The organism is Nocardia sp. IBHARD005, assembly GCF_052814245.1.
Window position 1 is genome coordinate 5127582 of sequence record NZ_CP199935.1, and the last position, 22333, is coordinate 5149914.

A 22333-nucleotide genomic window follows, 5' to 3' on the forward strand; every position below is an offset into this window, starting at 1 on the left:
CTCTTCGGTCGGGTCGTCGGCGATCCGAAGCAATCGTGCACGGACCTCGCCGTTGCTTGGATCGACGTCGGCGATAGCTATTGCGCGGGTCTCGGATTCGCAGTCATCGAGGCATTCGATGGCTCGCTCGTTGGCGAAATCCGGGGAGAGTCGGCTCAACGCCGCCGCGCATCGTCGGCGCAGCCGGGCGTAGAAGGTCAGGAATTCGGACCGTTGACCACGGCGTAGGCGAATCCGTCCCAACCTTTCGAGCCCACTGTCTGGATGACGGTCGCATCGACACTCGGTTCGGCGGCGAGCAATTCGATCAGATCGCGGCTCGCCCTGGCGGTCGGGTCCTCGGTCTGCTCGTCGGCCACGGTGCCCGCGCGCACCACGTTGTCGACGATGATCACCGAGCCCGGACGGGTCAGGCGCAGCGCCCACTGCACGTAGTTGGAGTTGTTGACCTTGTCGGCGTCGATGAAGACCAGGTCGAACGGTTCGGTCAGGTCCTCGGCGACACCGGGCAAGGTGTCGAGGGCCGCGCCGACCAGGATCTCGACGCGATCGCCCACGCCGGCGCGGTCCAGGTTCTCCCGGGCGACCTTGGCGTGGCGGGGTTCGAATTCGAGGGTGACGACGAGGCCGCCGTCGCCGACCGCGCGCGCCAGCCACTCGGTGCTGTACCCGCCGAGGGTGCCGATCTCGAGTACCCGGCGCGCTTTCGCGGTGCGGGCCAACAGGTTCAGCAGTTTGCCCTGGGGTGGGGACACGTCGATGGCGGGCAGGCCCGCGTCGGCGTTCGCGCTGAGTGCGGGCACGCCCTCCTCGCCCACGAGGGTGGTGACGATATAGCTGTCGACATCGGCCCAATCGTTGGTCGTCATAGTCGCAGTCTGCCACCGCGAGCGGGTCGGCACCGGCATCCGCAGCCGCTACTTCGCGGTCTCGACCTCGGTGACGCCCTGGATGATCTTCACCGCGCTCTGGGCCAGCGTCTTCGCGTCGATCAAAGCCTGTGACAGTTCGATCAGCATCTGCGAAACCGTCATGGTGGCCAGCGAGATGTCGAACAGCGCCCGGGCGATCAGCGCGGGGGTGGCCGTACCCGCGGACGCGATCAGCAGGGCAGTCACCTCGGCGAGCATGCCGGCGAGATTGCTGAGGATCTCGACCACGATCTCACGCACCGTCTCGACGATGCCCTTCATCGCCGTGTTGCACTCCGCCAGCACCTCGGCGACGGCCGCCTTCTCGGCGATCTTGCCCGTCAGTTCTGTCGCGGTGGCCACGTAGGCCTCGGCGGCGGCGCCTGCCCATTCACCGATTCCGCTGTCGAGCGCGGTGGCCCATTGCTCCGCGGTCGCTGTCAGATGCTTGGCGATCTCAGCCCACGAATCCGAATACGCCTGGACCACATCCGGGCTGCCGGTGATCGATTCCAGCGATTTGCGCACCGGTTCGACGTGTTCGAGCATCCAGCTCATCAGCTGTGCGCCGAGGAAGTTGAATGGATCGAACTTCGCCAGCGTGGAGGTGCCCTTGATCGCTTTGCTGAACGTCGACACCGCCGACGCCCAATCGCCTGCGGTACCCGCCGCTGTGGAGATGGCGCCGACCTTGGTCATGATCGAGCCGTCGCCGGTCAGTGCCTGGGTCAGGCCGTAACCGTTCTCCCAGGTGTCGCCGAGGAGCGTGCCTTTCGTGATACCCGCGTCGGCCTCCTGCTCCCCGTCCTTGTCCTTCAGCCCGGGAATGCCCACGTTGCTCAGGAAGGGGTTGGTTTCCTGGTAATACGTATCGCGATAGTCGACCCCGTCCTGGAGCAGGTCGTTCTTCGGCGCTTCGCCGTCGTCGAAGGTGCTCACCGTGCCGGGCAGGATCGTGTTCTCGTTGAGGAACTTGCCCACCGCGTTGGGTCCGTCGGCCATCGTCAGACGTTCCCTTCGATCTCGGCGGTCTTGCCTGCGAGATCGCCCGCCCGCGTGGTGTCACACGTTTCGTAGGTGTCGGCGGCGGTGCGCAGTTTGCCCGGCATCTCCGCGGTGAGGGTGTCGAGCTGCGCCAGCGTCTCGGTGATCTCGTCGTGGAGCGCGTTGAGGGTGCTCACCGCGTACGGCTTCACGAGCAGGCCGTAGCCGTCGTCGGCGTGGGCGAGATAGTTCGCCGCCTCGAGCGCCTTGGCCACCCCGCTGGACACGACGGCCACCGAGCAGGCCTGCGACCTGATCGCATCCAGATTCACATTCACCAGACTGGTCACGCAGAATCCCTCCTCCGGCGAACTCGGTCGAGTCCGCAGCTCTCGATCTCCTTGGACGCGCCCCGACCCCATTCGGTTCCCCCGGATGTGTGCCGGGTTGTTGCGGTGCCTACTGCAACCAGGATTTGCGCTGGTAGAACATGTCCTCGTCGGACGGCTCCTCGGGTGCGACCACCCGGTCACGGTCGGGTTTGCGAGTGGCGGGAGCGTCCGGTTCCGACGGCCACTGTGCGACGGGGGCGGCCGGGGCGGCGGGCGGCGCCGAGGGCGGGACGGGTGCCGACGAGGCCGGGTCGAGGTCGTGGAACCGGTCGCTGTACTGGCCGACGATGGCCTCGCCTGCTTCGTCGGTGCCGACAGTGTCATGGACCAAGCCGGTGACCTGGTCTCGCAAGCGCGCCTGGGCTCGGTGCGTGCAGGCCATGAGCTCGGTCGCCACGGCGGTGGGATCCATGCCGCGGACCGCGGCGGCCAGGGTGATCGCGGTGGTCGAGCCGTTGGCGTCCACGGTGACACTGATCCGGCCGTCGGCCGAGGTATCGGTGACGCTCACCGCGGTCATCTTGGCGTGCAGCTCCTGGTAGCGCTGCGCTTTCTGTTCCAGGTCCTCCGCCCAGCGCGAGAGCTCCGTGGCGGCGTTGTTCAGGTCGTCCATGCTGTGTTCCCCTCCCGCCGGGTACCGGCGCTCGACGGCGGAAGGCAGGCTGAAACCCGCCCCGCTCGGATCGCGACGAGCCTAGCTCACCCGGCGGTGGGTCAGAAAAGGAAGTAGCGCTGGGCCATCGGGAGTTCGGTGGCGGGTTCTTCGGCCCAGACTTCCCCGTCGATGCGGACGGTGAAGGTATCGGGGTCGACGTCGATGCGGGGCATGGCGTCGTTGTGGGGCATGTCGGCCTTGGTGACGCGGCGAGCGTTCTTGACCGGCACCAGCTTTCGGCGCACGTTCAATCGGTTCGCGAGGCCGTCGTCGATGGCCTGTTCGGAGACGAAGTGCAGGGAAGTGGCCGCGGCGGCGGGGGCCGCGGCGCCGAACATGGGGCGCGGGAGTACGGGCTGAGGAGTGGGGATGGAGGCGTTCGCGTCGCCCATCGCGGCCCAGGCGATCATGCCGCCCTTGAGGACAGCGTGTGGGCGGACACCGAAGAACGCGGGCTCCCAGAGCACCAGGTCGGCGAGTTTGCCGACTTCGATCGAACCGATCTCGTCGTCGAGTCCGTGCGAAACCGCCGGGCAGATGGTGTATTTGGCGATATACCGCTGCACGCGGGCGTTGTCGGCCGCGCCGTCGCCGGGCAGGGTGCCGCGGCGGCGCTTCATCACGTGCGCGGTCTGCCAGGTGCGCATCACCACTTCGCCGATGCGGCCCATCGCTTGGGAGTCCGAGCCGATCATGGAGATGGCGCCCAGGTCGTGCAGGAGGTCTTCGGCGGCGATGGTGGACGGGCGGATCCGCGATTCGGCGAAGGCCAGGTCCTCGGGGATCGACGGGCTCAGGTGATGGCAGACCATCAGCATGTCGAGGTGCTCGTCGAGGGTGTTGATGGTGTGCGGCCGGGTGGGATTGGTGGAGCTGGGCAGCACGTTCAGATGTGAAGCGACAGTGATGATGTCGGGCGCGTGGCCGCCGCCCGCACCCTCGGTGTGATAGGCGTGGATGCCGCGGCCCGCGATGGCGGCGAGGGTGTCCTCGACGAAACCGGCCTCGTTCAGCGTGTCCGAGTGCAGCGCCACCTGCACGCCCGCCGCGTCGGCGACGGTGAGGCAGGCATCGATCGCGGCGGGGGTGGAACCCCAGTCCTCGTGCAGCTTGAAACCCGATGCGCCGCCGCGCAATTGCTCCCACATCGATTCCTGGCTGACCGTGTTGCCCTTGCCGAGCAGCACGATGTTCATCGGCCAGTGATCGAGCGATTCCAGCATCCGTGCCAGGTGCCAGGAGCCCGGTGTCACGGTCGTGGCCTTGGAACCCTCGGCGGGGCCGGTGCCGCCGCCGATGAGGGTGGTGATGCCGCCGCCGAGTGCTTCGTCCATCAGCTGCGGGCAGATGAAGTGGACGTGGCAGTCGATGGCGCCCGCGGTGAGAATGCGGCCGTTACCCGCGATGATCTCGGTCGACGGCCCGACGACCAGGCTCGGGTGCACCCCCGGCATCGTGTCGGGATTACCGGCCTTGCCGATGCCGCAGATGCGGCCGTCGCGGATGCCGACGTCGGCCTTGATGATGCCCCAGTGGTCGATGATGACAACGCCGGTGATGACGGTGTCGGGTGCGCCGTCGGCGCGCGTGGCGCGCGACTGACCCATCGACTCGCGCAGTACCTTGCCGCCGCCGAACACCGCTTCCTCACCGGCGAGTCCCGGTCCACCACTGCGGTCTTCGGTGATCTCGATGAGCAGGTCGGTGTCGGCCAGGCGAATACGGTCGCCGGTGGTCGGCCCGAACAGTTCGGCGTAGCGGGCGCGGCTCAGTTCGGTCATCGGCTCTCTCCCGGATGTCGCGGCGAATGGTCAGGCATCCAGCTGCCCCGGCGGGTTCATGCTGATGCCGTAGACCTCACGGGTGCCACCGAGTGGGACCAGCGAAATCCACTGCGGCAGACCGGGTTCGAAGCGAACAGCGGTACCTGCCGGAATATCGAGCCGGTGCCCGTGGGCGGCCTCGCGGTCGAACTCCAGCGCGGCGTTGGACTGCGGGAAATGCACGTGACTGCCCACCTGAACGGGGCGGTCACCGGTATTGACCACCTCGAGTTCGACGCGCACCGCGCCCTCGTTCAGCGCGATCGTGCCCTCGGCACAGAGATATTCACCGGGAATCATGTGCGTCGCCTATCCGATCGGGTGGTGCACGGTGACGAGCTTGGTCCCATCGGGGAACGTCGCCTCGACCTGCACGTCGTGAATCATCTCGGGCACCCCGTCCATCACGTCCGCACGGGTGAGCACCGACCGCCCCGAGGACATCAATTCCGCCACGGTCCGCCCGTCCCGCGCCCCCTCGAGCACATGATCGGTGATCAACGCGATCGATTCGGGATGGTTCAGCTTCAACCCACGCGCCTGCCTCCGGCGCGCCAGCTCGGCCGCATAACTCAGCAGCAACCGTTCCTGCTCGTGCGGCGACAGGCGCATACGTTCTCTCCTCGGCGGGTGGTGGTCGGTGAGCGACATTCTGGCACGTCCCGCGTCCGCGCGGCGACCGCTGCCGAGCGTGACCGGGGACGACCCCGGGTCGTGGCGGCAACGCGCATCGCGACCGGCATCGCGTGCGCACCGCCACCGACAACGCAACCAGGGTCCGACCGACCGGCAACGCGCACCGTCAGTCGCCCCAGGGCCGGCGTGGCACGCTGGTTGTAGCGCACGATACGGCACCGTCGCCTGCGAATATCGCTGGAGCTCAACCACAACCGACCCGTACTGTCGTCCCCGTGAACACATGGACCGGCCTGCTCAACGTGGTCGACATCGAAGCCACCTGCTGGGCCGGTGACCCGCAGGCCGGGCAAATCAACGAAATCATCGAAATCGGCATCACCGTCGTCGATCTCGCCGCCCGAACAAGGATCAGCAAGCACGGGATCATCGTGCGCCCGGCCCAGTCCACGGTGAGCGATTTCTGCACCGAACTCACCACACTCACTCAGGAGCAGGTCGACAGGGGAGTCGACTTCGGTGAGGCATGCCGCCTGCTGGCGAGCGAGTTCGCGGCGGGCGAGCGCCCGTGGGCGAGTTGGGGAGACTACGACCGCAAACAGTTCCGCACCCAGTGCGCCGCCGGCGGTATCGAATACCCATTCGGCCCCGCACACACCAACGCCAAACAAGTCTTCGCCGAGTCCTACGACCTGCGCCGCCGGCCAGGCATGGACCGCGCACTCCAGATCGCCGACATCCCCCTCGAAGGCACACACCACCGCGGTGACGACGACGCCTGGAATATCGGTGCCCTGGTCGTCGATGTGCTCGGGCGTGGCGGTTGGCGGGTCACTACCGTCGGTTGACGCATAGCTCTACCCTGCCGCGGCTCTCTCCTCCCCACGTGGCACTCACCCCGGACCGGAGATGCTGTCATGCAGCGTAGCCGCCGACCTTCCTGTCAGGCAGCGAGGTTTTGCAGGCGGACCTGGCCGCGGGCGACGGTGCGGCCGTCCGCGCCGGTGATGACGACGACCCAGAGTTGCTGGCTGCGGCCGCGGTGGATGGGGGTGGCCTCGGCAGTGAGCAGGCCTTCGCGGACAGCGCGCAGGAAGTCGGTGTTGTTGTTGACGCCGACGACCTGGCCGCGGTCGCCGAACCAGACACCGCCGCCGACGCTGGCGAGAGTTTCGATGACGGTGCAGTACACGCCGCCGTTCTGAATGCCCGCAGGCTGAAACAGCTGGGGACGGACATCCCATTCGCCGCGCACGCGGTCGGGCGTGATCTCGGTGTAGCGCAGGCCGATGAGGTCGGTGAAGGTCCCTTCGCTGACCTTGTTCATCAGCTCAGGGGTGAGATCAGCCATGGACTGGGACGTTTCGCTCATATGGTCCGGTTTACACCATCCGAAATGCCGCGCTGTACCCGGGAAGACGTAGCGGCGGGCTCCGTCTGGAAAACGGAGCCCGCCGCGGCAGGATGGCGGAGTCGACCGCAGCCCTCGGGACCACCGGCTCATCCGTACGCCGAGTTCAGAGTAGGTCAGGCTTACCTAAGTCGTCAAGTGCGAGCTTCCGGGCGGACCGCGCCGCGGCGGCCTGGATCGAGCCGCGGCAACGCTTCGGCACGTGACGCGCCGGTAGCGCTGCCCGTGGCTTGCTCAACACGATCGCAATACTCCATGATCGCTGTACCTCTATGTTTCCGAGGCTTGTGTCGATGGTGAAAGCTCATGTTCTGGGCGTACGACGACCAGGGGTGGGCGCGGCGAGAGAGGCAAGATTTCGTGAGTAGTAGTCGTATTCCCCGGTGGGCCGTGCAGGCGGCGATGTGCGCGGCGATGGTCGGGGCCGCGGTCGCAGCACCCGTACAGGCCGAACCACTGTGGCCGGGCGGGCCCGATGTGCCCGGCGTGCCCGCCATCATTCCCGCCCCGACGCCGGAGCCCGTGGTGGCCCCGTGCAGCGAGAAAGCGCGTGCGTGCCTGCAGCTGTCGACCAATAACGCGTGGTTGATGGACAACGGCAATGTCACCTTCGGGCCCAGCCCGATGTCACACGGCCGTCCCGGCTACGAAACGCCCCCCGGAGTATTCAAGGTGGCGTTCAAGAAGCCGTTCCACTGGAGCACCTTGCACAACGCACCCATGGAATACGCGGTGTTCTTCAACGGCGACATCGCCTATCACATCGGACCCACCGAGGAGCAGTCCCACGGCTGCATCCGATTGACCCCGGAGGGCGCGAAGGCGCACTACGAGTGGCTGGAACCGGGCGACATCGTCGAAGTTGTTCCCTGAGTTCTGATTCGAGTAAGGGGAGGCCGGTCATCGGCCTCCCCTTTTCGCGTCACCGAGGTGGTCAGGGCGTCGAAGAGCCAGAGTTGAGCGGCGCCGGAGGTGACGGCCGCGCCGGTGAATGTTGTTGTCAGGTGCCAGTATCGGCGGACCCGGTGGTCCGCGCCCGCGGCGTCGGTAAGGAGCTGGCGGCGGAAGGCCGCGGTGTCTCGGCGGCCGCGGGCGGTGGGGTGGACGTCGACGTAGTGGTCGAGTTCCGCGCCGGGGTGGGGTGGGTGGCCCGCGGCTACGTCATCGGGCCCAGGTAGTACAGCGATCCGCAGCACCGGTGAACCGGTGCCGCGGATCGCGAAGGCCGGCGGGATCCCCCGACGGTCAGACACCGACGGTGGTTCGCTCGGTGTCACCTCCGGCCGCCGAGACCTCCGTTGTCTCTTCGGTTTCCGGAACGGAGGTCGCACCGGCCGGGATCCGGCGCAGCAACGCCACCGCCAAGACCGCACCCGCGGCCGAGAGCACCGCAGCAGTCCACGCGGCGGCGTTCAGGCCGCTGGTGAACGCTTCACGAGCCGCGACAATGACCGTGTCGGCGAGGTCGGCGGGCAGCGATTCGGCGGAACTCAGCGCTCCCGCAAGGGTTTCCGCGGCGGCACCGTCGGCGCCGGACATGTCGGCGCGGTAGATGGCGGCGCCCACACTGCCGAGCAGAGCCACACCCAATGCCACGCCCAGGTCGCTGGCGGTGCTGTTCACGGCCGAGGCCGCGCCTGCCTTCTCCGCGGGGGCGGCGCCGATGACGAGGCCCGGGATCAGCGCCATCGCCGGGGCGATACCCGGGTAGAGAATGTAGAAGCCGACAATGAGCAGGGGCAGCCCGGCGACGCTACCGACCTGGGTGAGCACCAGGTAGCCGACGGCCGACACGGCCAGACCTGCGGCGATGAGGTAGGCGGGACGGATTCGGCGGGCGAGGGCGGGGGTGACGGTGGAGACGATCACCAGGCCGACGGCGGCGGGCAGGATCCACAGTCCGGCCTGCAGCGGCGACTGGGCGGCGACCAGCTGCAGGTACTGGGTGAACAGCAGGTACACCCCGCCAAGGGCGATCGCGGCGAGCATGTACACACCGAGCGAGCCGCTGAAGGTCCGGTTCGCGAACAGGCGCACATCGAGCAACGGGTCGGACAGTCGCAGCTGCCTGCGCACGAAGACCACCGCGAAGACCACGCCGGCGAGCAGGGTGAGCACCGATTCGGCGGTGAACCCGGTCTCGGCCAGCTTCTTCACGCCGTAGACGAACGGCAGCAGCGCGGCCAGCGACAGCGCGACGCTGATCGGGTCGAGCCGACCCGCCTGGGGCGCACGGTGTTCCGGAATCAGCACCGGCACCGCGAACACGACGAGCGCCATCACCGGCACGCCGATCAGCATGGACGCACCCCACCACAGCGAGTCGAGCAGGAGCCCGCCCAGCAGTGGGCCCAGTGCCACACCGGCCGACACCGAGGCCGCCCACAGACCGATGGCGGTGGCGCGCTGGCGGTCGTCGCGGAACATTGTCGTGATCAGCGACAACGTGGCGGGCATGACGGCGGCCGCGCCGAGACCCATCAGCGCACGCGCCCCGATCAGCAGGTCGGGGCCGGGCGCGAACGCGGCCAGGACCGAGGCGATGCCGAACAGCGCGGCACCGGCCAGCAGCAGCCTGCGACGGCCGAGCCGGTCACCGAGGGTGCCCATGGTGACAAGGAACCCCGCCATCACGAACCCGTAGATGTCGTTGATCCACAACAGCTGGCCGCTGCTGGGCGACAGGTCCGCCGCGATGTAGGGGGTGGCCAGGAACAGCACGGTCATGCTGAGGAACAGCAGCACGGTCGGCAGGAGCAGTACCGCAAGTCCCAGCCATTGGCGGGTACCTGCCCGCTCGGGGATATCGGTGAACTCGGACATCAGGAGTTTCCCTTCGAGGACGATTCGAACTGGGACCGACAGTGCCGGGCCGCACTTCGGGAACCCTTCGGGTCGACTCCAGACGGCCTCGAGCCGCCGTCGCCGGGGCATCGACGTCCGGCACCGCGCTAGGCGAAGCGCAGCCCGCCGGTGCAGGCCACCGCGCGTCGCCGCACTCATACCCGGGCCGTTTAGGGTGGGTGACATGCGTTTCGGAGTGCTCGGTCCGTTGGCGGTCTGGACCGACGATGGACAAGCCGTCCGGGTTCCAGAACTCAAGGTGCGCGTTCTGCTCGGCGCGCTCTTGGCCGAACCGGGTCGGATCGTGCCCGCCGACCGACTCGTCGAGGATCTGTGGGGTACGGCGTTGCCGGCCAACCCGGCAGGTTCGTTGCAGACTCGGGCCTCGCAATTGCGCCGGGTTCTCGGCGACGCCGAAGCGGGCGGGCGGGAGTTGCTGGTGTCGCGCTCCCCCGGCTACGTCCTCGAGGTCGCCGCGGCCGCGGTGGACTCCCAGGTGTTCGGGCAGCTGCTCCATCAGGCGCGCGCGACCGACGAGACTGCCGCCCGGGCAATACTTCTCGCGGAAGCGCTCGCGCTGTGGCGCGGCGAGGTCCTGGCCGACCTCGCCGATCACGACTTCGCGCGAATTCCGGTGCTGCGCCTCGAGGAACAGCGACTCACGGCCGTCGAGGAACTCGCGCAGGCCCGGATCACCCTCGGCGAACACGATCGGGTCGCCGACGAACTCGGTGAGCTCACCGCACTACATCCGCTGCGCGAGCGGCTGCGCGCGGCCCACATGCTGGCGCTGTACCGGTCGGGGCGACACGGCGAGGCCCTGGATTCCTATCGGCGTCTGCGCGAACACCTCGCCGAGGAACTCGGTCTCGACCCGAGTCCCGAGCTCGCCGCCCTGCATCGTGCTGTGCTGGAACAAGATCCGGCCCTCGGCGCGCCGGTTCGGCCCGCACCCACCGCACCCGTGACACCGCGCCCCGCCCTGCCCGTGCCCGCGACCTCGCTCATCGGGCGCGAAGACGACCTCGCCGCGATCGACGCGCTGATCCGTGCCGAACGGCTGGTGACCCTCACCGGCCCAGGCGGAGTCGGGAAGACCCGCCTCGCGTTGGCCACCGCGGCCGGGCATTGCGCGCGTGAGGGCGTCTTGTTCGTCGAGCTCGCCGGGCTGTGCCTGGGTGCCGATCCGGACAGCGCGTTGACAACACTCACCGAGGTCGTGACGGCAGCCTTCGATGTCCGTGACGATTTCGCGGGTTCGAGCCCGTTCCCGGTGCCCGACAACGGAACTCAGCTCGCCCATCTGGCCGACGCGGTGCGCGGCAAGCAATTGCTGCTCGTGCTGGACAACGGTGAGCACGTCGCCGACGCCGCCGCCACGCTCGTGTCGCGGCTGCTGGCCGCCGCCCCCGACCTCCGAGTACTGGTCACCAGTCAGGTGCCCCTGAACATCGCGGGCGAATTCATCTGGCACGTGGCACCGTTGGCCGTGCCCGCCACGGGCGATACCGGAGGGGCGGACACTTCCTCTGCCGCACTGCTTTTCGTTGAGCGTGCCCGCTCGAGCGCACCCGGCTTCACCGTCACCGTCGACAATGCCGCCGCGATCGCGACCATCGTCACCCGTCTCGACGGCCTGCCGCTGGCCCTGGAACTGGCGGCGACCCGGGTCCGCGCACTCGGCGTACACACCCTCGCCGAACGGATCGAGGACCGTTTCACACTGCTGTCGTCCGGCTATCGGGACGCACCGGATCGGCAGCGCACCCTGCGTGCGGTGATCGATTGGAGCTGGGAACTCCTCGACGAGCCCGAACGTGCTGTGCTGCGGCGGCTTTCGGCCCATGCCGACGGCGGCACACTGGAATCGGCCGAGGCGGTCTGCGCGGGTGGCGCCATCGCGGGTTCCGAGGTCGCGCAGTTGCTGGCCCGCCTGGTCGATCGTTCCCTGATCATCACGCCGGCCGCCGATGTTCGCCCGCGCTATCGCCTGCTGAAATCGATCGCCGCCTACGGCGTGGACCGGCTGCGCGACAGCGGCGAGGAATCCGGCACGCGGCTGCGGCATCTCGCCTACTACCTCGCGTTCGCCGAACGTGCCGACCAGCACCTTCGCACCGGTGACCAGCGCCGCTGGCTGTCTCGGCTCGACACCGAATCCGCCGATCTGCGCCGGGCACTCGAAACTGCCCGTGCCGCGGGCAGATCCGCGGACGCGCTGCGATTGGTCAACGCGCTCGCCTGGTATTGGGTGATGCGGGGACGCCTCGCCGAGGGCATCCGGTCGGTTGGCACCGCCCTCGCGGTGCCCGGCGAGACCGATGCCGCCGCGCGCCGGATAGCGCTGCTGTGGCGCGCCGCGCTCGAAATCGGTGCCGGCCGCACCGTCGACACACTGCCCGCCGTCACCGCGCGACCCGCACCGGCGGAGCTGCGCGCCCGCTGGTATCTCGCGCACGTGTACGCCGGATTCGCCGCCCAGCAGGGGATGGACGACGCGGCCGACCTGCGAAATGCCTTCGCCGACAATGCCGATGACTGGGGTATCGCGGCGGCCTCGGTATCACTGGCGCGCGACGCGTTCGCCCGCGGCGACCTGGCAGGCCTGTGCGAGCACGCCGAACGCAGCCGGGATCTGTTCGCGCGGGTAGGTGATCGCTGGGGCCAGGCCATCGCGGGCTTCCTGCTCGGCAGCCATGCCGAGGTGACCGGCGACCTCGATGCCGCCCGCGACTATCACCGCGGCGCGCTGGCCACCGCCGAAGAACTCGGGCTGTGGACCGAAGTCGGCGAGCGGCTCACCTCGCTCGGCCGCATCGCCTTGCTGCGCGGTGAGCTCGACCGCAGCGCCGAGCTCCACGAGCGGGCCCGTCGGGTGGCGGTCGATCAGGGGCACCTCGTCGGCGAAGAATCCGCGGTACTCGGGCTCGGCCTGGTCGCCCGGCGCCGCGGCGATCTGGCCGCGGCCCGCGAGTACCTCGGCAGCTGGCTGGACTGGCATCTGCGGTCCGGATCGCATTTCGGCGCCGCCCTGATCCTCGCCGAACTGGGCTTCACCGCCGAACTCGCCGGTGATGTCGACGAAGCCGAACACCGGCACCTGCGCGGACTCGACTGCGCCCTGCGCACCGGCGATCCCCGTGCCCACGCGCTCGCTCTGGAAGGACTCGCCGGCGCGCGTTCGCTCGCCGGGTATTCCGCGCACGCGGCTCGGCTACTCGGCGCCGCCGACACCCTCCGCCGGTCGACCGGCGCTCCGCTGCCCGAGGCCGAACGCGGGGATGTCGACCGGATCGAAGCGCGTATCGTCGCCGACATCGGCGCCGACCGGCTCACCACCGAACTCGACGCCGGCCGGGCCGCCGACCCCCACACGCTGCGCACGGAGCACGCCCGAAGTCGATCCTGAGTCCGTCCGAAGTCCACCGGTGCACGGTGAACCCATGACGCACACCGTGACCGACAGCCCCGACCGCTCGGTGACCGACCATGTTCGCCGCTACCTCGCCACCGACGGGCGTGACGGCTTCCTCGAAGGCGGCACCACCAACCTCGTTCTCACCACCATCGGCCGGCGAACCTACCGGCACTACGCCCGCCTGGCCGCGCACCCGATTCCGGTTGTGGTGCTCGAACGCGTCGAGGAGCAGCAGTGAGTAACCGCACGCGCGCCTACGTCCGCACCTTCGCCGATATCAAACCCGACTTCGACGCCATCGTCGGCGCCATCAACTACGCGACCATGACCACCGTCGACGCCGAGGGCCGCCCACGCTCGCGCGTCCTGATTCCGGTCTGGGAAACCGATACCGACCACCCGGCCGGCTGGCTCGGGACCTACCGCACTCCGGTGAAGGCCGCCCATATCGCGGGAAATCCGCACGTGACGTTCTCCTATTGGAGCCCGGCGCAGAACACGGTCGCCGTCGATACGGTCGCCGAATGGACCGATGATCCCGCCGAGCGCGCACACGTCTGGGACCTGTACCGGCACGGCAGCCCGCCCGGCGCGGGCTACGACCCCGGGCAGTTCTGGCAGGGACCCGACGACCCCGCCTTCCAGGTGCTTCGCCTCGACCCCTGGCGGATCCAGGTGCTGCGACGCCGGGACCTGGTCAGCGGAATTCCGGCCCGCATCTGGCGCGGCCGACTCCAGGGGGATTGACAGATTCGGCGGCGAACGGGATGCATACCGGCGCGGGAAGCCTGAGCGGCGGCACACCCACCCCGGGCAAGTAATCCTGGCGAACGTAGTCAGCGCGGTTCGGGGGTCGGCCACAATGTGGTCGGCCCCCGTTCCCGCCCGAGAAGTCAGCAGGCTCGCAACACCATGAAGAACGAAATGCTCCGCGCCGTCATGTCGGCAGTCTGTGTCATGGCAGTCGCCGCGACGCCCGTCTTCGTCGGCGGTGCGCCTGCATCGGCCGCGCCCGGCGCGCGCCTGGTGAGCCGGACACAGTCCGCCCAGGTCGCCGATATCAGCGTCTACTCCCCCGCCATGGATCGCACGATCGCGCTGCGGGTGCTGCGGCCGGCCGACACCTCGGTCCCGGCACCGACGCTGTATCTGCTCAACGGCGCGGGCGGCGGCGAGGATTCGGCCAACTGGCCGGGTCAGACCGATGCCGGCGGGTTCTTCGCCGACAAGCATGTCAATGTCGTCGTCCCCATGGAAGGCGCGTTCAGTTACTACACCGACTGGCAGCGACCTGATCCGGGCCTGGCGAAGAACCTCGAGAACAATGGCAACAACATGTGGACGACGTTCCTCACCCAGGAGCTGCCGCCGGTGATCGACGCGGCCTTCGGCACGAACGGCGTCAACTCGCTGGCAGGCATCTCGATGGCGGGAACCTCGGTCCTCGATCTCGCGATCCAGGCGCCTGAGCTGTACCGCAGCGTCTCCGCGTACAGCGGCTGCGCGATGACCAGTGATCCGATCGGCCGCGCCTTCGTCTCCCTCGTCGTGCGGATGGGCGGCGGGAACACCGAGAACATGTGGGGTCCGGTGACCGACGCCGCCTGGCGCGAGCACGATCCCTACGTGCAAGCTCATCGTTTGCCGAATATCCCGATCTATATTTCCGCGGGCACCGGATTGCCGGGGCCGCACGACACTCTGTCGAATCCGCGCGTGCATATCAACGGAAAGAATCCGACGTCGATTTTGACGAATCAAATGCTCGTCGGTGGCGGCATCGAAGCCGCGACGGCGTATTGCACGGCGAGTTTGGCGCAGCGGACCCGAGAACTCGGCCGCACGAATATCACCTACAACATCCGCCCGACCGGCACCCATTCCTGGGGCTACTGGGAGGACGACCTCCACGCCTCCTGGCCGATGATGGCGACAGCCCTTGGCCTCTGAGCGCCGAACTCCGGGTGGGCACCCAGCGCCTGTTCGGCACGCGATCCGCGCCTGCGGTCCAGCTGGACAGGGCACGGCCGCTGACCACCGCGGTACGCACGGCCGCCGTCGTTGCGCGAACTCGCCGTCGCCCTGCACGCCCTCGAAAATCCGGCACCTACCGGCGCCGGAGCATCGACGTCCTCGCTAGCGTTGCAGGCAGCTGCTGCGGCGGACCGGCAGGCCGCGTTCCTCGAAAGCTCCGAGCAGGAGTTGGCCGCGGCGCGCGCCCGCGGCGATGTCGGCGCGGGCCAGGTCGGGGACGTAGGTCGCCGCACCGATGATGGATTCACCGACGAGGGTCCAGAAACGGCGAGCGGGCAGGCCGGAGCAGCGAGTGAGGACCGATTGCAACGGGATCAGCGAGGAGGCGCAGCGTTGGGCGAGCCAGATCGCCATGGCGGCCTCGCACGGGAAGGCGACTGCGCCGGGTTCGGGGTCGGAGTCGACGACGCGAATCGTCGTGTCGGTCAGCCCGGCCCAGTCGATGCCGCCGTCGTTGTCGTGGTGGATCCACAGGTTGTCACGGCCGGGATCCCAGGCCTGCGCGTCCATGACGAACAGTGCGGTGACCCGGCCCGCTACGGCGTGGATGAGCGCGGTGGCAACCACTTCGGCGGCGATCTCGTCGTTGATCATTTCCGCGGCGTGGCGTCGGTACATCAGTTCGACGCGGCCCTCGGACAGCCCGTTGGGCACATGCCACCATCGCCGTTTGCCCTGCCCGCTCATCGCCGCGACGGCATACACGCGCGGATGCTCGGGTTGCAGCGATTGCAACCTGGCACAGGCGCGGTCGAACGCGGCGGTGGTGCGGGAAGTGGCGGTGGTGACGGGCTCGGACATCGAACCTCCTCGAACGTTGGTTCCCGTGACAATGACGTCTCGGAACATAGGTTAGGCTTACCAGACTTCACAAGTCGTGTCCGGTTCGAGGCAGGAGAAGTTCGTCGCCGTGATCCACCCTGGCACCGTCAGACGTCGTCGTCTGACCGGGCTTCTGCTGCTCGTTGTCTTGCTCACCGTGGCGGTGGTGGCGAGCATTGCCATCGGCACCCGCTCGCTCGCACCCACCACGGTGTTCGACGCCGTCTCGCACGCTCTCGGCTGCGACGGCGGCCCGTTCCGATGCCCGGCCCGCTCCACCGCCGAGGAAATCGTGCGTGAGCTTCGTCTGCCGCGCACCGCATTGGCCCTGATCGCCGGGATGGCGTTGGGCGTCGCGGGCGCGCTCATCCAGGGGTATACCCGCAATCCGCTCGCTGATGCCGGATTGTTAGGACTGAATGCGGGCGCGGGCTTCCTGGCGGCGCTGAGCATCTTCCTGTTCGGTTTCACCGCGCCCGCGCAGTACATCTGGTTCGCCTTCGCCGGGTCGGCGATCGCGGGGGTGATCGTGTTCGGGGTGTCCTCGATCGGCGGGGGTAAAGCGAGTCCGCTGAGCCTGGTGCTGGCCGGCGCGGCGGTCACCGCGTTTCTGCAGGCGATGACGAACGCGGTCATCGTGCTCGACAACGCGGCGCTGGACACCTATCGGTTCTGGGTGGTCGGCACCGTGAACGGGCGTGAGGCCGGGGTGTTCTGGCAGGTTCTGCCCTTCCTGGTGGTCGGGATGGCGATGGCGGTCGCGGCGGCGCCGGGGCTGAATCTGCTGAGCCTCGGCGACGATGTCGCGCGTGGGCTCGGGGTCGACGTCGGACGGGCGCGGGCGTTCGGGTTGTTCGCGGTGGTGCTGCTCAGCGGCGCCGCGACCGCCGCGGTCGGGCCGATCGCCTTTCTCGGGCTGGTGGTGCCGCACATCGCGCGCACAATCACCGGGCCGGACAACCGGTGGCTGATCCCCTACTCCGCGCTGCTGGGTGGGTTGCTGCTGCTGGTGGCCGATATCGCCGGGCGGGTCATCGCGCGGCCGGGAGAACTCCAGGTCGGGGTGATGCTGGCGGCGATCGGCGCGCCGTTCTTCATCGCGTTGGTGCGTCGCAAGAAGTTGGTGTCGCTGTGAGCACGATCGAGTCGAACACCGCCGCCGATTCGAGCGACGCCGAACAGGCAGGCGCCGGGCTGCGGAAAGTGCGTCCCGCGTTGCGGATCGGGCCGGTATCGCTGGTGCTGCGGCCGGTGATGCTCGGTGTCGTGGTGGCGCTGGCCGTCGCGGTGTTCGTGCTGTTCTGCCTCGACATCGCCGTCGGCGATACCCACATCCCCCTCGGACGCGTCCTCGATGTCCTCGGTGGCGGCGGTACCCGCTCCCAGCGCTTCATCATCATCGAATCGCGGCTGCCGCGAGCCCTCACGGCCGTCGTGGTCGGCGCCGCGCTCGGGCTCTCCGGCGCGCTGATGCAATCGATCCTGCACAACCCGCTGGCCGGGCCGGATGTCCTTGGCATCACCACCGGCGCCAGCGTGGGCGCGGTCGCGGTACTGGTCGGCAGCGGCGGCGCGACGACCGGATTGATCGCGACCGTCGGCGCTCCGCTCGCCGCGCTGGCCGGTGGACTACTCACCGCCGTCGTCATCTATCTCCTGGCCTGGGGACGAGGACGCGGCGGTGACCGCGGCATCACCGGATTCCGCCTCGTCCTCATCGGCATCGGCGTGAACGCGGTGCTCATGTCGGTGATCAGCTGGCTGCTCACCCGGGCCACTCTCACCGACGCCGCGCGAGCCCAGATCTGGCTGAACGGGTCGCTGAACTCGGCGGATATGGCTCGGGTCGTCCCCGCCGTGCTCGCGCTGACGGTCGTGACCGTCGTATCGCTGGTGTCCGCGCGAACACTGGCCGCGCTGCGTCTGGGCGAAGAGTCGACCCGGGTGCTCGGTGTGCGGATCCAGTCACAGCAGGCGCTGCTCATCGGGGCTTCGGTGGTGGCGGCCTCGGTGGCGACCGCGGCCGTCGGGCCGGTCGGGTTCGTCGCGCTCGCCGCGCCGCAGATCGCCCGGATGGCGCTGCGGACCCCGGGCGAGCCACTGATCGCCTCGGCACTGACCGGCGCGGCGCTGGTGGCGGGCGCCGACATCATCTCTCGCGCACTGCTTCCCGTCGATCTGCCGGTCGGTATCGTCACCGCGGCGCTCGGTGGACCGTTCCTGCTCTACCTGCTCGTCCGCATGAACCGGAAGGCCACGCTCTCATGACCAGCCCTGCCTCACAATGCTCGTCCACATGGATTCGGAAAGCCCTGCGCTCATGACCAGCCCTGCCCACCGCCTCGCGGCCGACGCCGTCTCTCTCGGCTACGGCGAGCGGGTGATCGTCGACGAGCTCAGCCTCGACATCGCCCCCGGCGTGGTCACCACCGTCATCGGGCCGAACGGCTGCGGCAAGTCGACACTGCTGAAGTCACTCGGCAGGCTGCTGCGCCCGCGGGCGGGCCAGGTGGTGCTCGACGGCAAGGCCATCTCGTCGATGAAGACCAAGGACGTGGCCCGGGTGGTCGGGATGCTGCCGCAGACCCCAGTCGCGCCCGAAGGGCTCACCGTCGCCGACCTGGTCGCGCGCGGTCGTCATCCGCATCAGTCCTGGTTGCGGCAGTGGTCGGCCGACGACGAGACCGAGGTCGCCGCCGCGCTGGCCCAGACCGGCATCGCCGACCTGGCCGACCGCACCCTCGACGAACTCTCCGGCGGCCAGCGTCAGCGCGCCTGGATCTCCATGGCGCTGGCCCAGGGCACCGACATCCTGCTGCTCGACGAGCCGACCACCTACCTCGATCTCGCGCACTCGCTCGAGGTCCTCGACCTCGTCGACCGGCTGCACGCCGAGTACGGGCGCACGGTGGTGATGGTGCTGCACGATCTCAACCTCGCCATCCGCTACAGCGACGAGCTCGTGGTGATGCGCGCGGGCAAGATCGTCGCGCGGGGCAAACCGGCCGACATCGTCACCGCCGAACTGCTGGCCGAGGTGTTCGGGCTCGAGGCCACGGTGCTCACGGATCCGGTCTCGGGGCGGCCGATGATCGTCCCGATCGGGACCCGGCATGTGCGCGGTGCGGTCGACTATGACGAATGACACACAGCAAACACTCCGTTACGACAATCTGTAGTACGCATGTTCGTCGTTGAGGCCGTAAAATCGGTGGGATGGCAGGTCTGGGCGAACTCGAAAAAGCGGTCATGGACCAGTTATGGTCGGCCGATGAGCCACTAACGGTGCGGCAGGTCCACGAAGCGCTGGCCGCGCGGCGCGAGCTCGCGTACACCACGGTGATGACGGTGCTCCAACGACTGGCGAAAAAGGATCTGGTCGTACAGCGACGCGACGATCGCGCGCATCGATACGCACCGGTTCACAGCCGCGACGAACTGGTCGCGAGCCTGATGGTCGACGCCTTGCAACAGGCCGACGCCGCAGGTAGTCGCGCCGCGGCGCTGGTGCACTTCGTGGAGCAGGTCGGCAAGGACGAAGCCGATGCGCTGCGCGAGGCGCTCGCCAAGCTCGAATCCGGCGAAAACAGCGGCTAGACTCTCTGGCGGCTCTCACAATGGGGTGAGTGCCCCTGGCCCCACAACGCAGTGAGCAGAGTCGATGAACGCAACCGCGGCAGTCTTTGCTGGTCTCGCCTTGCTTCTCGCAGGGCCGGTACCAGCGCTGCTCAGTCGCGCGACCTGGGTGCACCGCAGCCCGCGCGCGGCACTGGTGTTGTGGCAGGCCATCGCACTGGCCGCCGTACTCAGCGCCTTCGGATCCGGGCTGGCCATCGCCAGCTTGCTGCTGGTCCCCGGCCCCGACGGTAGGCCGACCACCTCGCCCACCAAGGAGATCGACGCGCTCGGTCTGCCGCTGTGGACGGTGTATGTGCTGGTCTTCGCGCTGACCTTGATGGTCGGCGCCCGGCTGATGTTCTCCATCGTGCGCGTCGGCGTGCACACCCGGCGCCGCCGCTCCCGCCATCGCATGCTGGTCGACCTGCTCGATCAGAGCGGCCCGGTGCGCCGCGCCGCCGATATCCGGGTGCTGGCCGCGACCGAACCCATCGCCTACTGCCTGCCGGGCCTACGCCAGCGGGTCGTGATCAGCGAAGGCACGCTGAGCAGCCTCGACGACTCCGAGGTCACCGCCATCGTGAGCCACGAACGCTCGCACCTGCGCGCACGCCACGATCTGGTGCTCGAGGCATTCACCGCTGTCCACGAGGCCTTTCCCCGGGTGGTCCGCAGCAAGGCCGCGCTCGGTCAGGTGAAACTGCTGATCGAACTGCTCGCCGACGACTCCGCGGTGAAGGTCACCGGCCCCAAGCCGCTCGCCCGGGCGCTGATCGCCTGCGCCAAATCCACCGCACCGCAGGGTGCGCTCGCCGCGGGCGGACCGACCACACTGATCCGCATCCAACGGCTCGCGAGCAGCACCGGAGACGTGAGAGTCGCCACCGCCGCCTACCTCGGCTCGGCCGCCATTCTGGTCGTGCCGACGCTGGCCGTCGCGGTGCCGTGGCTGCAGGAACTCAACCGGCTCTTCCACGGCTGACCTGGCGATCCCCGGAGACGGCTGCCCCGCGTTTCCGCTGCGGCGACCGCGAAGTCACTGTCTGTTTCGCGGCGGAACAGACGTTGCCACAACCCCTTACCTGACCAGCCTGTTTACCCACCCGAGGCCGATCGCGCCTATCCTGGGAGACCGGTCCTTCCTGCTGGGCCGCACCCCGTCCACGCCGAGGCGCGTATTCGGGTAATCGGCGCCGATCATCGTTCGGCGCGATTCGCAGCCCAACGAAAGGCCACCTTGACCAACTCCGCCGTGCCCAATGAACCGACCTTCGCCGAACTAGGCCTGCCCGTCGAACTGGTGCAGACCCTGCGCAACGCGGGCATCGACAAGCCCTTTCCCATCCAGGCCGCCACGATCGGCGATGCCCTCTCCGGGCGCGACGTGCTCGGTCGCGGCCCGACCGGCTCGGGCAAGACCCTCGCCTTCGGCCTGCCGATGCTGACCCGTCTGGCCCAGGGTTCCCCTTCCAAGCCGGGCCGCCCGCGCGGCCTCGTGCTGGTGCCGACCCGCGAACTCGCGACCCAGATCGAGAAGGCCCTCGAAGAGGCAGCCCGCTCGCTGGGCCTGCGTGTGGCCTCGGTCGTCGGTGGCGCGCCGATCAAGCGTCAGGCCGATCGCCTCGCGCGCGGCGTCGACCTGCTCATCGCGACCCCGGGCCGCCTCGACGACCTGATCAAGCAGCGCAACGCCGACCTGTCGGATGTGACGATCACCGCGCTCGACGAGGCCGACCACATGGCCGACATGGGCTTCCTGCCCCAGGTCACCCGCCTGCTCGACCGCACCCCCAAGCAGGGTCAGCGCCTGCTGTTCTCGGCCACCCTCGACGGTGACGTGGACAAGCTCGTCAAGCGCTACATGAACGCCCCGGTGACCCACTCGACCGCGCCCGCCGAGGCGTCGGTGAGCACCATGACCCACCACCTGCTCTACGTGCGCGACAAGAACATCAAGCGCACCGTGGCCACCGAGATCGCCGCGCGCGAGGGCCTGACCATCATGTTCGTGCGCACCAAGCACGGCGCCGACCGCCTGGCCAAGCAGCTGCGCGGCGCCGGTGTCGACGCGGGCTCGCTGCACGGCGGCAAGGCCCAGAACAACCGCGTTCGCACCCTGGCGGCCTTCGCCGACGGGTCGGTTCCGGTGCTGGTCACCACCGACGTCGCCGCGCGCGGCATCCATATCGACGGCGTCTCACTGGTCGTGCACTTCGACCCGCCCGCCGAGCACAAGGCCTACCTGCACCGTGCGGGCCGCACCGCGCGCGCCGGTGAGGACGGTGTCGTGGTCACGCTCGTCACCGACGAGGAGCGCAAGGACGTCGCCGCGATGACCCGCAAGGCGGGCGTGCGGACCGATGGCGTCGACGTGCGCCCCGGCGACCGGAACCTGGTGGAGATCACCGGCGCCCGCAAGCCGAGCGGCATCGCGCTGGCCGCCCCCGTCGCACCCGCGCAGCCGACCAGGTCGGCGGCCGGTGGCGGGCGGACCCGTCGTCCGCGCACCGGTGGCGCGCCTGCCGCCGAGGCGGGACGTGGCGGTGCGCCGCGCCGCGAGCGTCCGGCACACGAGTCGCGCAGTCACAAGCCCGCGGGCACCGGTGGACACGCCCGCAGTGGCGACACGCCGACGAATTCTCGTCGTCGCGCCGCGCGTCCGGCGTCTCCCGCGGCACACCGCAACCGCACGGCAAACTGAGTTATCGCGTGGCCGAACCGATTACGGTTCGGCCACGCGTCTTTTCCGGGTTCCCGAACACGGCGACTTCCCGTCCGTAGCTCA

General features: G+C 68.8%; 23 protein-coding genes. 13 read left to right on the forward strand and 10 right to left on the reverse strand.

Annotation, left to right across the window (positions count from 1 at the left end):
* Positions 1-197 precede the first annotated feature (197 nt).
* The 7 genes from ACTWPB_RS24130 to ACTWPB_RS24160 form a co-directional block, all read right to left on the reverse strand.
* On the reverse strand, positions 198-869 hold the full coding sequence (locus ACTWPB_RS24130) for an O-methyltransferase (RefSeq protein WP_446222823.1): 672 nt from the start codon (positions 867-869) through the stop codon (positions 198-200).
* Between the two features lie 48 nt (positions 870-917).
* Positions 918-1913: a hypothetical protein gene (locus tag ACTWPB_RS24135; RefSeq protein ID WP_446222824.1), complete on the reverse strand. Its 996-nt coding sequence runs from the start codon at positions 1911-1913 to the stop codon at positions 918-920.
* 2 nt (positions 1914-1915) lie between these two features.
* Complete coding sequence (locus ACTWPB_RS24140; RefSeq protein WP_446222825.1) at positions 1916-2245, reverse strand: type VII secretion target; 330 nt, start codon at positions 2243-2245, stop codon at positions 1916-1918.
* A gap of 109 nt (positions 2246-2354) precedes the next feature.
* Complete coding sequence (locus tag ACTWPB_RS24145) at positions 2355-2900, reverse strand: YbaB/EbfC family nucleoid-associated protein (RefSeq protein ID WP_446222826.1); 546 nt, start codon at positions 2898-2900, stop codon at positions 2355-2357.
* Between the two features lie 101 nt (positions 2901-3001).
* Positions 3002-4723, reverse strand: a complete 1722-nt coding sequence (locus ACTWPB_RS24150; protein WP_446222827.1) for an urease subunit alpha — start codon at positions 4721-4723, stop codon at positions 3002-3004.
* 30 nt (positions 4724-4753) lie between these two features.
* Entirely contained in the window at positions 4754-5065 is a 312-nt protein-coding gene (locus ACTWPB_RS24155; protein WP_446222828.1) for an urease subunit beta, read from the reverse strand.
* 9 nt (positions 5066-5074) lie between these two features.
* Positions 5075-5377 carry an urease subunit gamma gene (locus ACTWPB_RS24160; RefSeq protein ID WP_056810177.1) on the reverse strand — a complete coding sequence of 101 codons (303 nt, stop codon included), beginning with the start codon at positions 5375-5377 and terminating at the stop codon, positions 5075-5077.
* A 299-nt stretch (positions 5378-5676) separates the two neighbouring features.
* Between ACTWPB_RS24160 and ACTWPB_RS24165 the strand changes: the two genes are divergently transcribed.
* Complete coding sequence (locus ACTWPB_RS24165) at positions 5677-6249, forward strand: exonuclease domain-containing protein (protein WP_446222829.1); 573 nt, start codon at positions 5677-5679, stop codon at positions 6247-6249.
* A gap of 95 nt (positions 6250-6344) precedes the next feature.
* Here ACTWPB_RS24165 and ACTWPB_RS24170 read toward each other — a convergent pair whose 3' ends face one another.
* Positions 6345-6752, reverse strand: a complete 408-nt coding sequence (locus ACTWPB_RS24170) for a PaaI family thioesterase (protein WP_446226463.1) — start codon at positions 6750-6752, stop codon at positions 6345-6347.
* Positions 6753-7172: 420 nt separating this feature from the next.
* Between ACTWPB_RS24170 and ACTWPB_RS24175 the strand changes: the two genes are divergently transcribed.
* Together ACTWPB_RS24175 and ACTWPB_RS24180 are read left to right on the forward strand one after the other, a co-directional pair.
* Positions 7173-7685, forward strand: a complete 513-nt coding sequence (locus ACTWPB_RS24175; protein WP_446222830.1) for a L,D-transpeptidase — start codon at positions 7173-7175, stop codon at positions 7683-7685.
* 131 nt (positions 7686-7816) lie between these two features.
* Complete coding sequence (locus tag ACTWPB_RS24180; RefSeq protein ID WP_446222831.1) at positions 7817-7990, forward strand: hypothetical protein; 174 nt, start codon at positions 7817-7819, stop codon at positions 7988-7990.
* Positions 7991-8057: 67 nt separating this feature from the next.
* Here ACTWPB_RS24180 and ACTWPB_RS24185 read toward each other — a convergent pair whose 3' ends face one another.
* Positions 8058-9635: an MFS transporter gene (locus ACTWPB_RS24185; RefSeq protein WP_446222832.1), complete on the reverse strand. Its 1578-nt coding sequence runs from the start codon at positions 9633-9635 to the stop codon at positions 8058-8060.
* Positions 9636-9840: 205 nt separating this feature from the next.
* On the opposite strand from ACTWPB_RS24185, the gene ACTWPB_RS24190 reads away from it, so the two are divergent.
* From ACTWPB_RS24190 to ACTWPB_RS24205, 4 genes are all read left to right on the forward strand, one after another.
* Complete coding sequence (locus tag ACTWPB_RS24190) at positions 9841-13065, forward strand: BTAD domain-containing putative transcriptional regulator (RefSeq protein WP_446222833.1); 3225 nt, start codon at positions 9841-9843, stop codon at positions 13063-13065.
* A gap of 34 nt (positions 13066-13099) precedes the next feature.
* On the forward strand, positions 13100-13312 hold the full coding sequence (locus tag ACTWPB_RS24195) for a hypothetical protein (RefSeq protein WP_446222834.1): 213 nt from the start codon (positions 13100-13102) through the stop codon (positions 13310-13312).
* Complete coding sequence (locus ACTWPB_RS24200; RefSeq protein WP_446222835.1) at positions 13309-13821, forward strand: pyridoxamine 5'-phosphate oxidase family protein; 513 nt, start codon at positions 13309-13311, stop codon at positions 13819-13821. Before ACTWPB_RS24195 ends, ACTWPB_RS24200 begins: the two co-directional genes overlap by 4 nt.
* Positions 13822-13986: 165 nt before the next feature.
* Positions 13987-15024 (forward strand): alpha/beta hydrolase, encoded by a 1038-nt coding sequence (locus tag ACTWPB_RS24205; protein ID WP_446222836.1) that lies wholly within the window; start codon positions 13987-13989, stop codon positions 15022-15024.
* 186 nt (positions 15025-15210) lie between these two features.
* On the opposite strand, the gene ACTWPB_RS24210 is transcribed toward ACTWPB_RS24205, so the two are convergent.
* Positions 15211-15909, reverse strand: a complete 699-nt coding sequence (locus ACTWPB_RS24210) for a hypothetical protein (protein ID WP_446222837.1) — start codon at positions 15907-15909, stop codon at positions 15211-15213.
* 76 nt (positions 15910-15985) lie between these two features.
* Between ACTWPB_RS24210 and ACTWPB_RS24215 the strand changes: the two genes are divergently transcribed.
* The 6 genes from ACTWPB_RS24215 (at position 15986) to ACTWPB_RS24240 (ending at position 22249) form a co-directional block, all read left to right on the forward strand.
* Positions 15986-17065, forward strand: a complete 1080-nt coding sequence (locus tag ACTWPB_RS24215; protein ID WP_446222838.1) for a FecCD family ABC transporter permease — start codon at positions 15986-15988, stop codon at positions 17063-17065.
* Between the two features lie 119 nt (positions 17066-17184).
* Positions 17185-18198, forward strand: a complete 1014-nt coding sequence (locus ACTWPB_RS24220; RefSeq protein ID WP_446226464.1) for a FecCD family ABC transporter permease — start codon at positions 17185-17187, stop codon at positions 18196-18198.
* Between the two features lie 52 nt (positions 18199-18250).
* The gene (locus ACTWPB_RS24225) at positions 18251-19075 is read left to right on the forward strand and encodes an ABC transporter ATP-binding protein (RefSeq protein WP_378929334.1); all 825 of its coding nucleotides are present in this window, start codon (positions 18251-18253) and stop codon (positions 19073-19075) included.
* Between the two features lie 71 nt (positions 19076-19146).
* Positions 19147-19527 (forward strand): BlaI/MecI/CopY family transcriptional regulator, encoded by a 381-nt coding sequence (locus tag ACTWPB_RS24230; RefSeq protein WP_358182026.1) that lies wholly within the window; start codon positions 19147-19149, stop codon positions 19525-19527.
* Between the two features lie 64 nt (positions 19528-19591).
* Positions 19592-20530: a M56 family metallopeptidase gene (locus ACTWPB_RS24235; protein ID WP_446222839.1), complete on the forward strand. Its 939-nt coding sequence runs from the start codon at positions 19592-19594 to the stop codon at positions 20528-20530.
* A 255-nt stretch (positions 20531-20785) separates the two neighbouring features.
* Positions 20786-22249 (forward strand): DEAD/DEAH box helicase, encoded by a 1464-nt coding sequence (locus tag ACTWPB_RS24240; RefSeq protein ID WP_446222840.1) that lies wholly within the window; start codon positions 20786-20788, stop codon positions 22247-22249.
* Positions 22250-22333: the final 84 nt, after the last annotated feature.

Excerpts from the sequence above, each read along its gene's own strand:
- ACTWPB_RS24190 (WP_446222833.1), top strand. The coding sequence starts at position 9,841 with ATGCGTTTCGGAGTGCTCGGTCCGTTGGCGGTCTGGACCGACGATGGA.
- ACTWPB_RS24150 (WP_446222827.1), bottom strand. The coding sequence starts at position 4,723 with ATGACCGAACTGAGCCGCGCCCGCTACGCCGAACTGTTCGGGCCGACC.
- ACTWPB_RS24225 (WP_378929334.1), top strand. The coding sequence starts at position 18,251 with ATGACCAGCCCTGCCCACCGCCTCGCGGCCGACGCCGTCTCTCTCGGC.
- ACTWPB_RS24235 (WP_446222839.1), top strand. The coding sequence starts at position 19,592 with ATGAACGCAACCGCGGCAGTCTTTGCTGGTCTCGCCTTGCTTCTCGCA.
- ACTWPB_RS24210 (WP_446222837.1), bottom strand. The coding sequence starts at position 15,909 with ATGTCCGAGCCCGTCACCACCGCCACTTCCCGCACCACCGCCGCGTTC.
- ACTWPB_RS24130 (WP_446222823.1), bottom strand. The coding sequence starts at position 869 with ATGACGACCAACGATTGGGCCGATGTCGACAGCTATATCGTCACCACC.
- ACTWPB_RS24155 (WP_446222828.1), bottom strand. The coding sequence starts at position 5,065 with ATGATTCCCGGTGAATATCTCTGTGCCGAGGGCACGATCGCGCTGAAC.
- ACTWPB_RS24170 (WP_446226463.1), bottom strand. The coding sequence starts at position 6,752 with ATGGCTGATCTCACCCCTGAGCTGATGAACAAGGTCAGCGAAGGGACC.
- ACTWPB_RS24145 (WP_446222826.1), bottom strand. The coding sequence starts at position 2,900 with ATGGACGACCTGAACAACGCCGCCACGGAGCTCTCGCGCTGGGCGGAG.
- ACTWPB_RS24220 (WP_446226464.1), top strand. The coding sequence starts at position 17,185 with ATGCTCGGTGTCGTGGTGGCGCTGGCCGTCGCGGTGTTCGTGCTGTTC.
- ACTWPB_RS24135 (WP_446222824.1), bottom strand. The coding sequence starts at position 1,913 with ATGGCCGACGGACCCAACGCGGTGGGCAAGTTCCTCAACGAGAACACG.
- ACTWPB_RS24160 (WP_056810177.1), bottom strand. The coding sequence starts at position 5,377 with ATGCGCCTGTCGCCGCACGAGCAGGAACGGTTGCTGCTGAGTTATGCG.
- ACTWPB_RS24230 (WP_358182026.1), top strand. The coding sequence starts at position 19,147 with ATGGCAGGTCTGGGCGAACTCGAAAAAGCGGTCATGGACCAGTTATGG.
- ACTWPB_RS24195 (WP_446222834.1), top strand. The coding sequence starts at position 13,100 with ATGACGCACACCGTGACCGACAGCCCCGACCGCTCGGTGACCGACCAT.
- ACTWPB_RS24205 (WP_446222836.1), top strand. The coding sequence starts at position 13,987 with ATGAAGAACGAAATGCTCCGCGCCGTCATGTCGGCAGTCTGTGTCATG.
- ACTWPB_RS24185 (WP_446222832.1), bottom strand. The coding sequence starts at position 9,635 with ATGTCCGAGTTCACCGATATCCCCGAGCGGGCAGGTACCCGCCAATGG.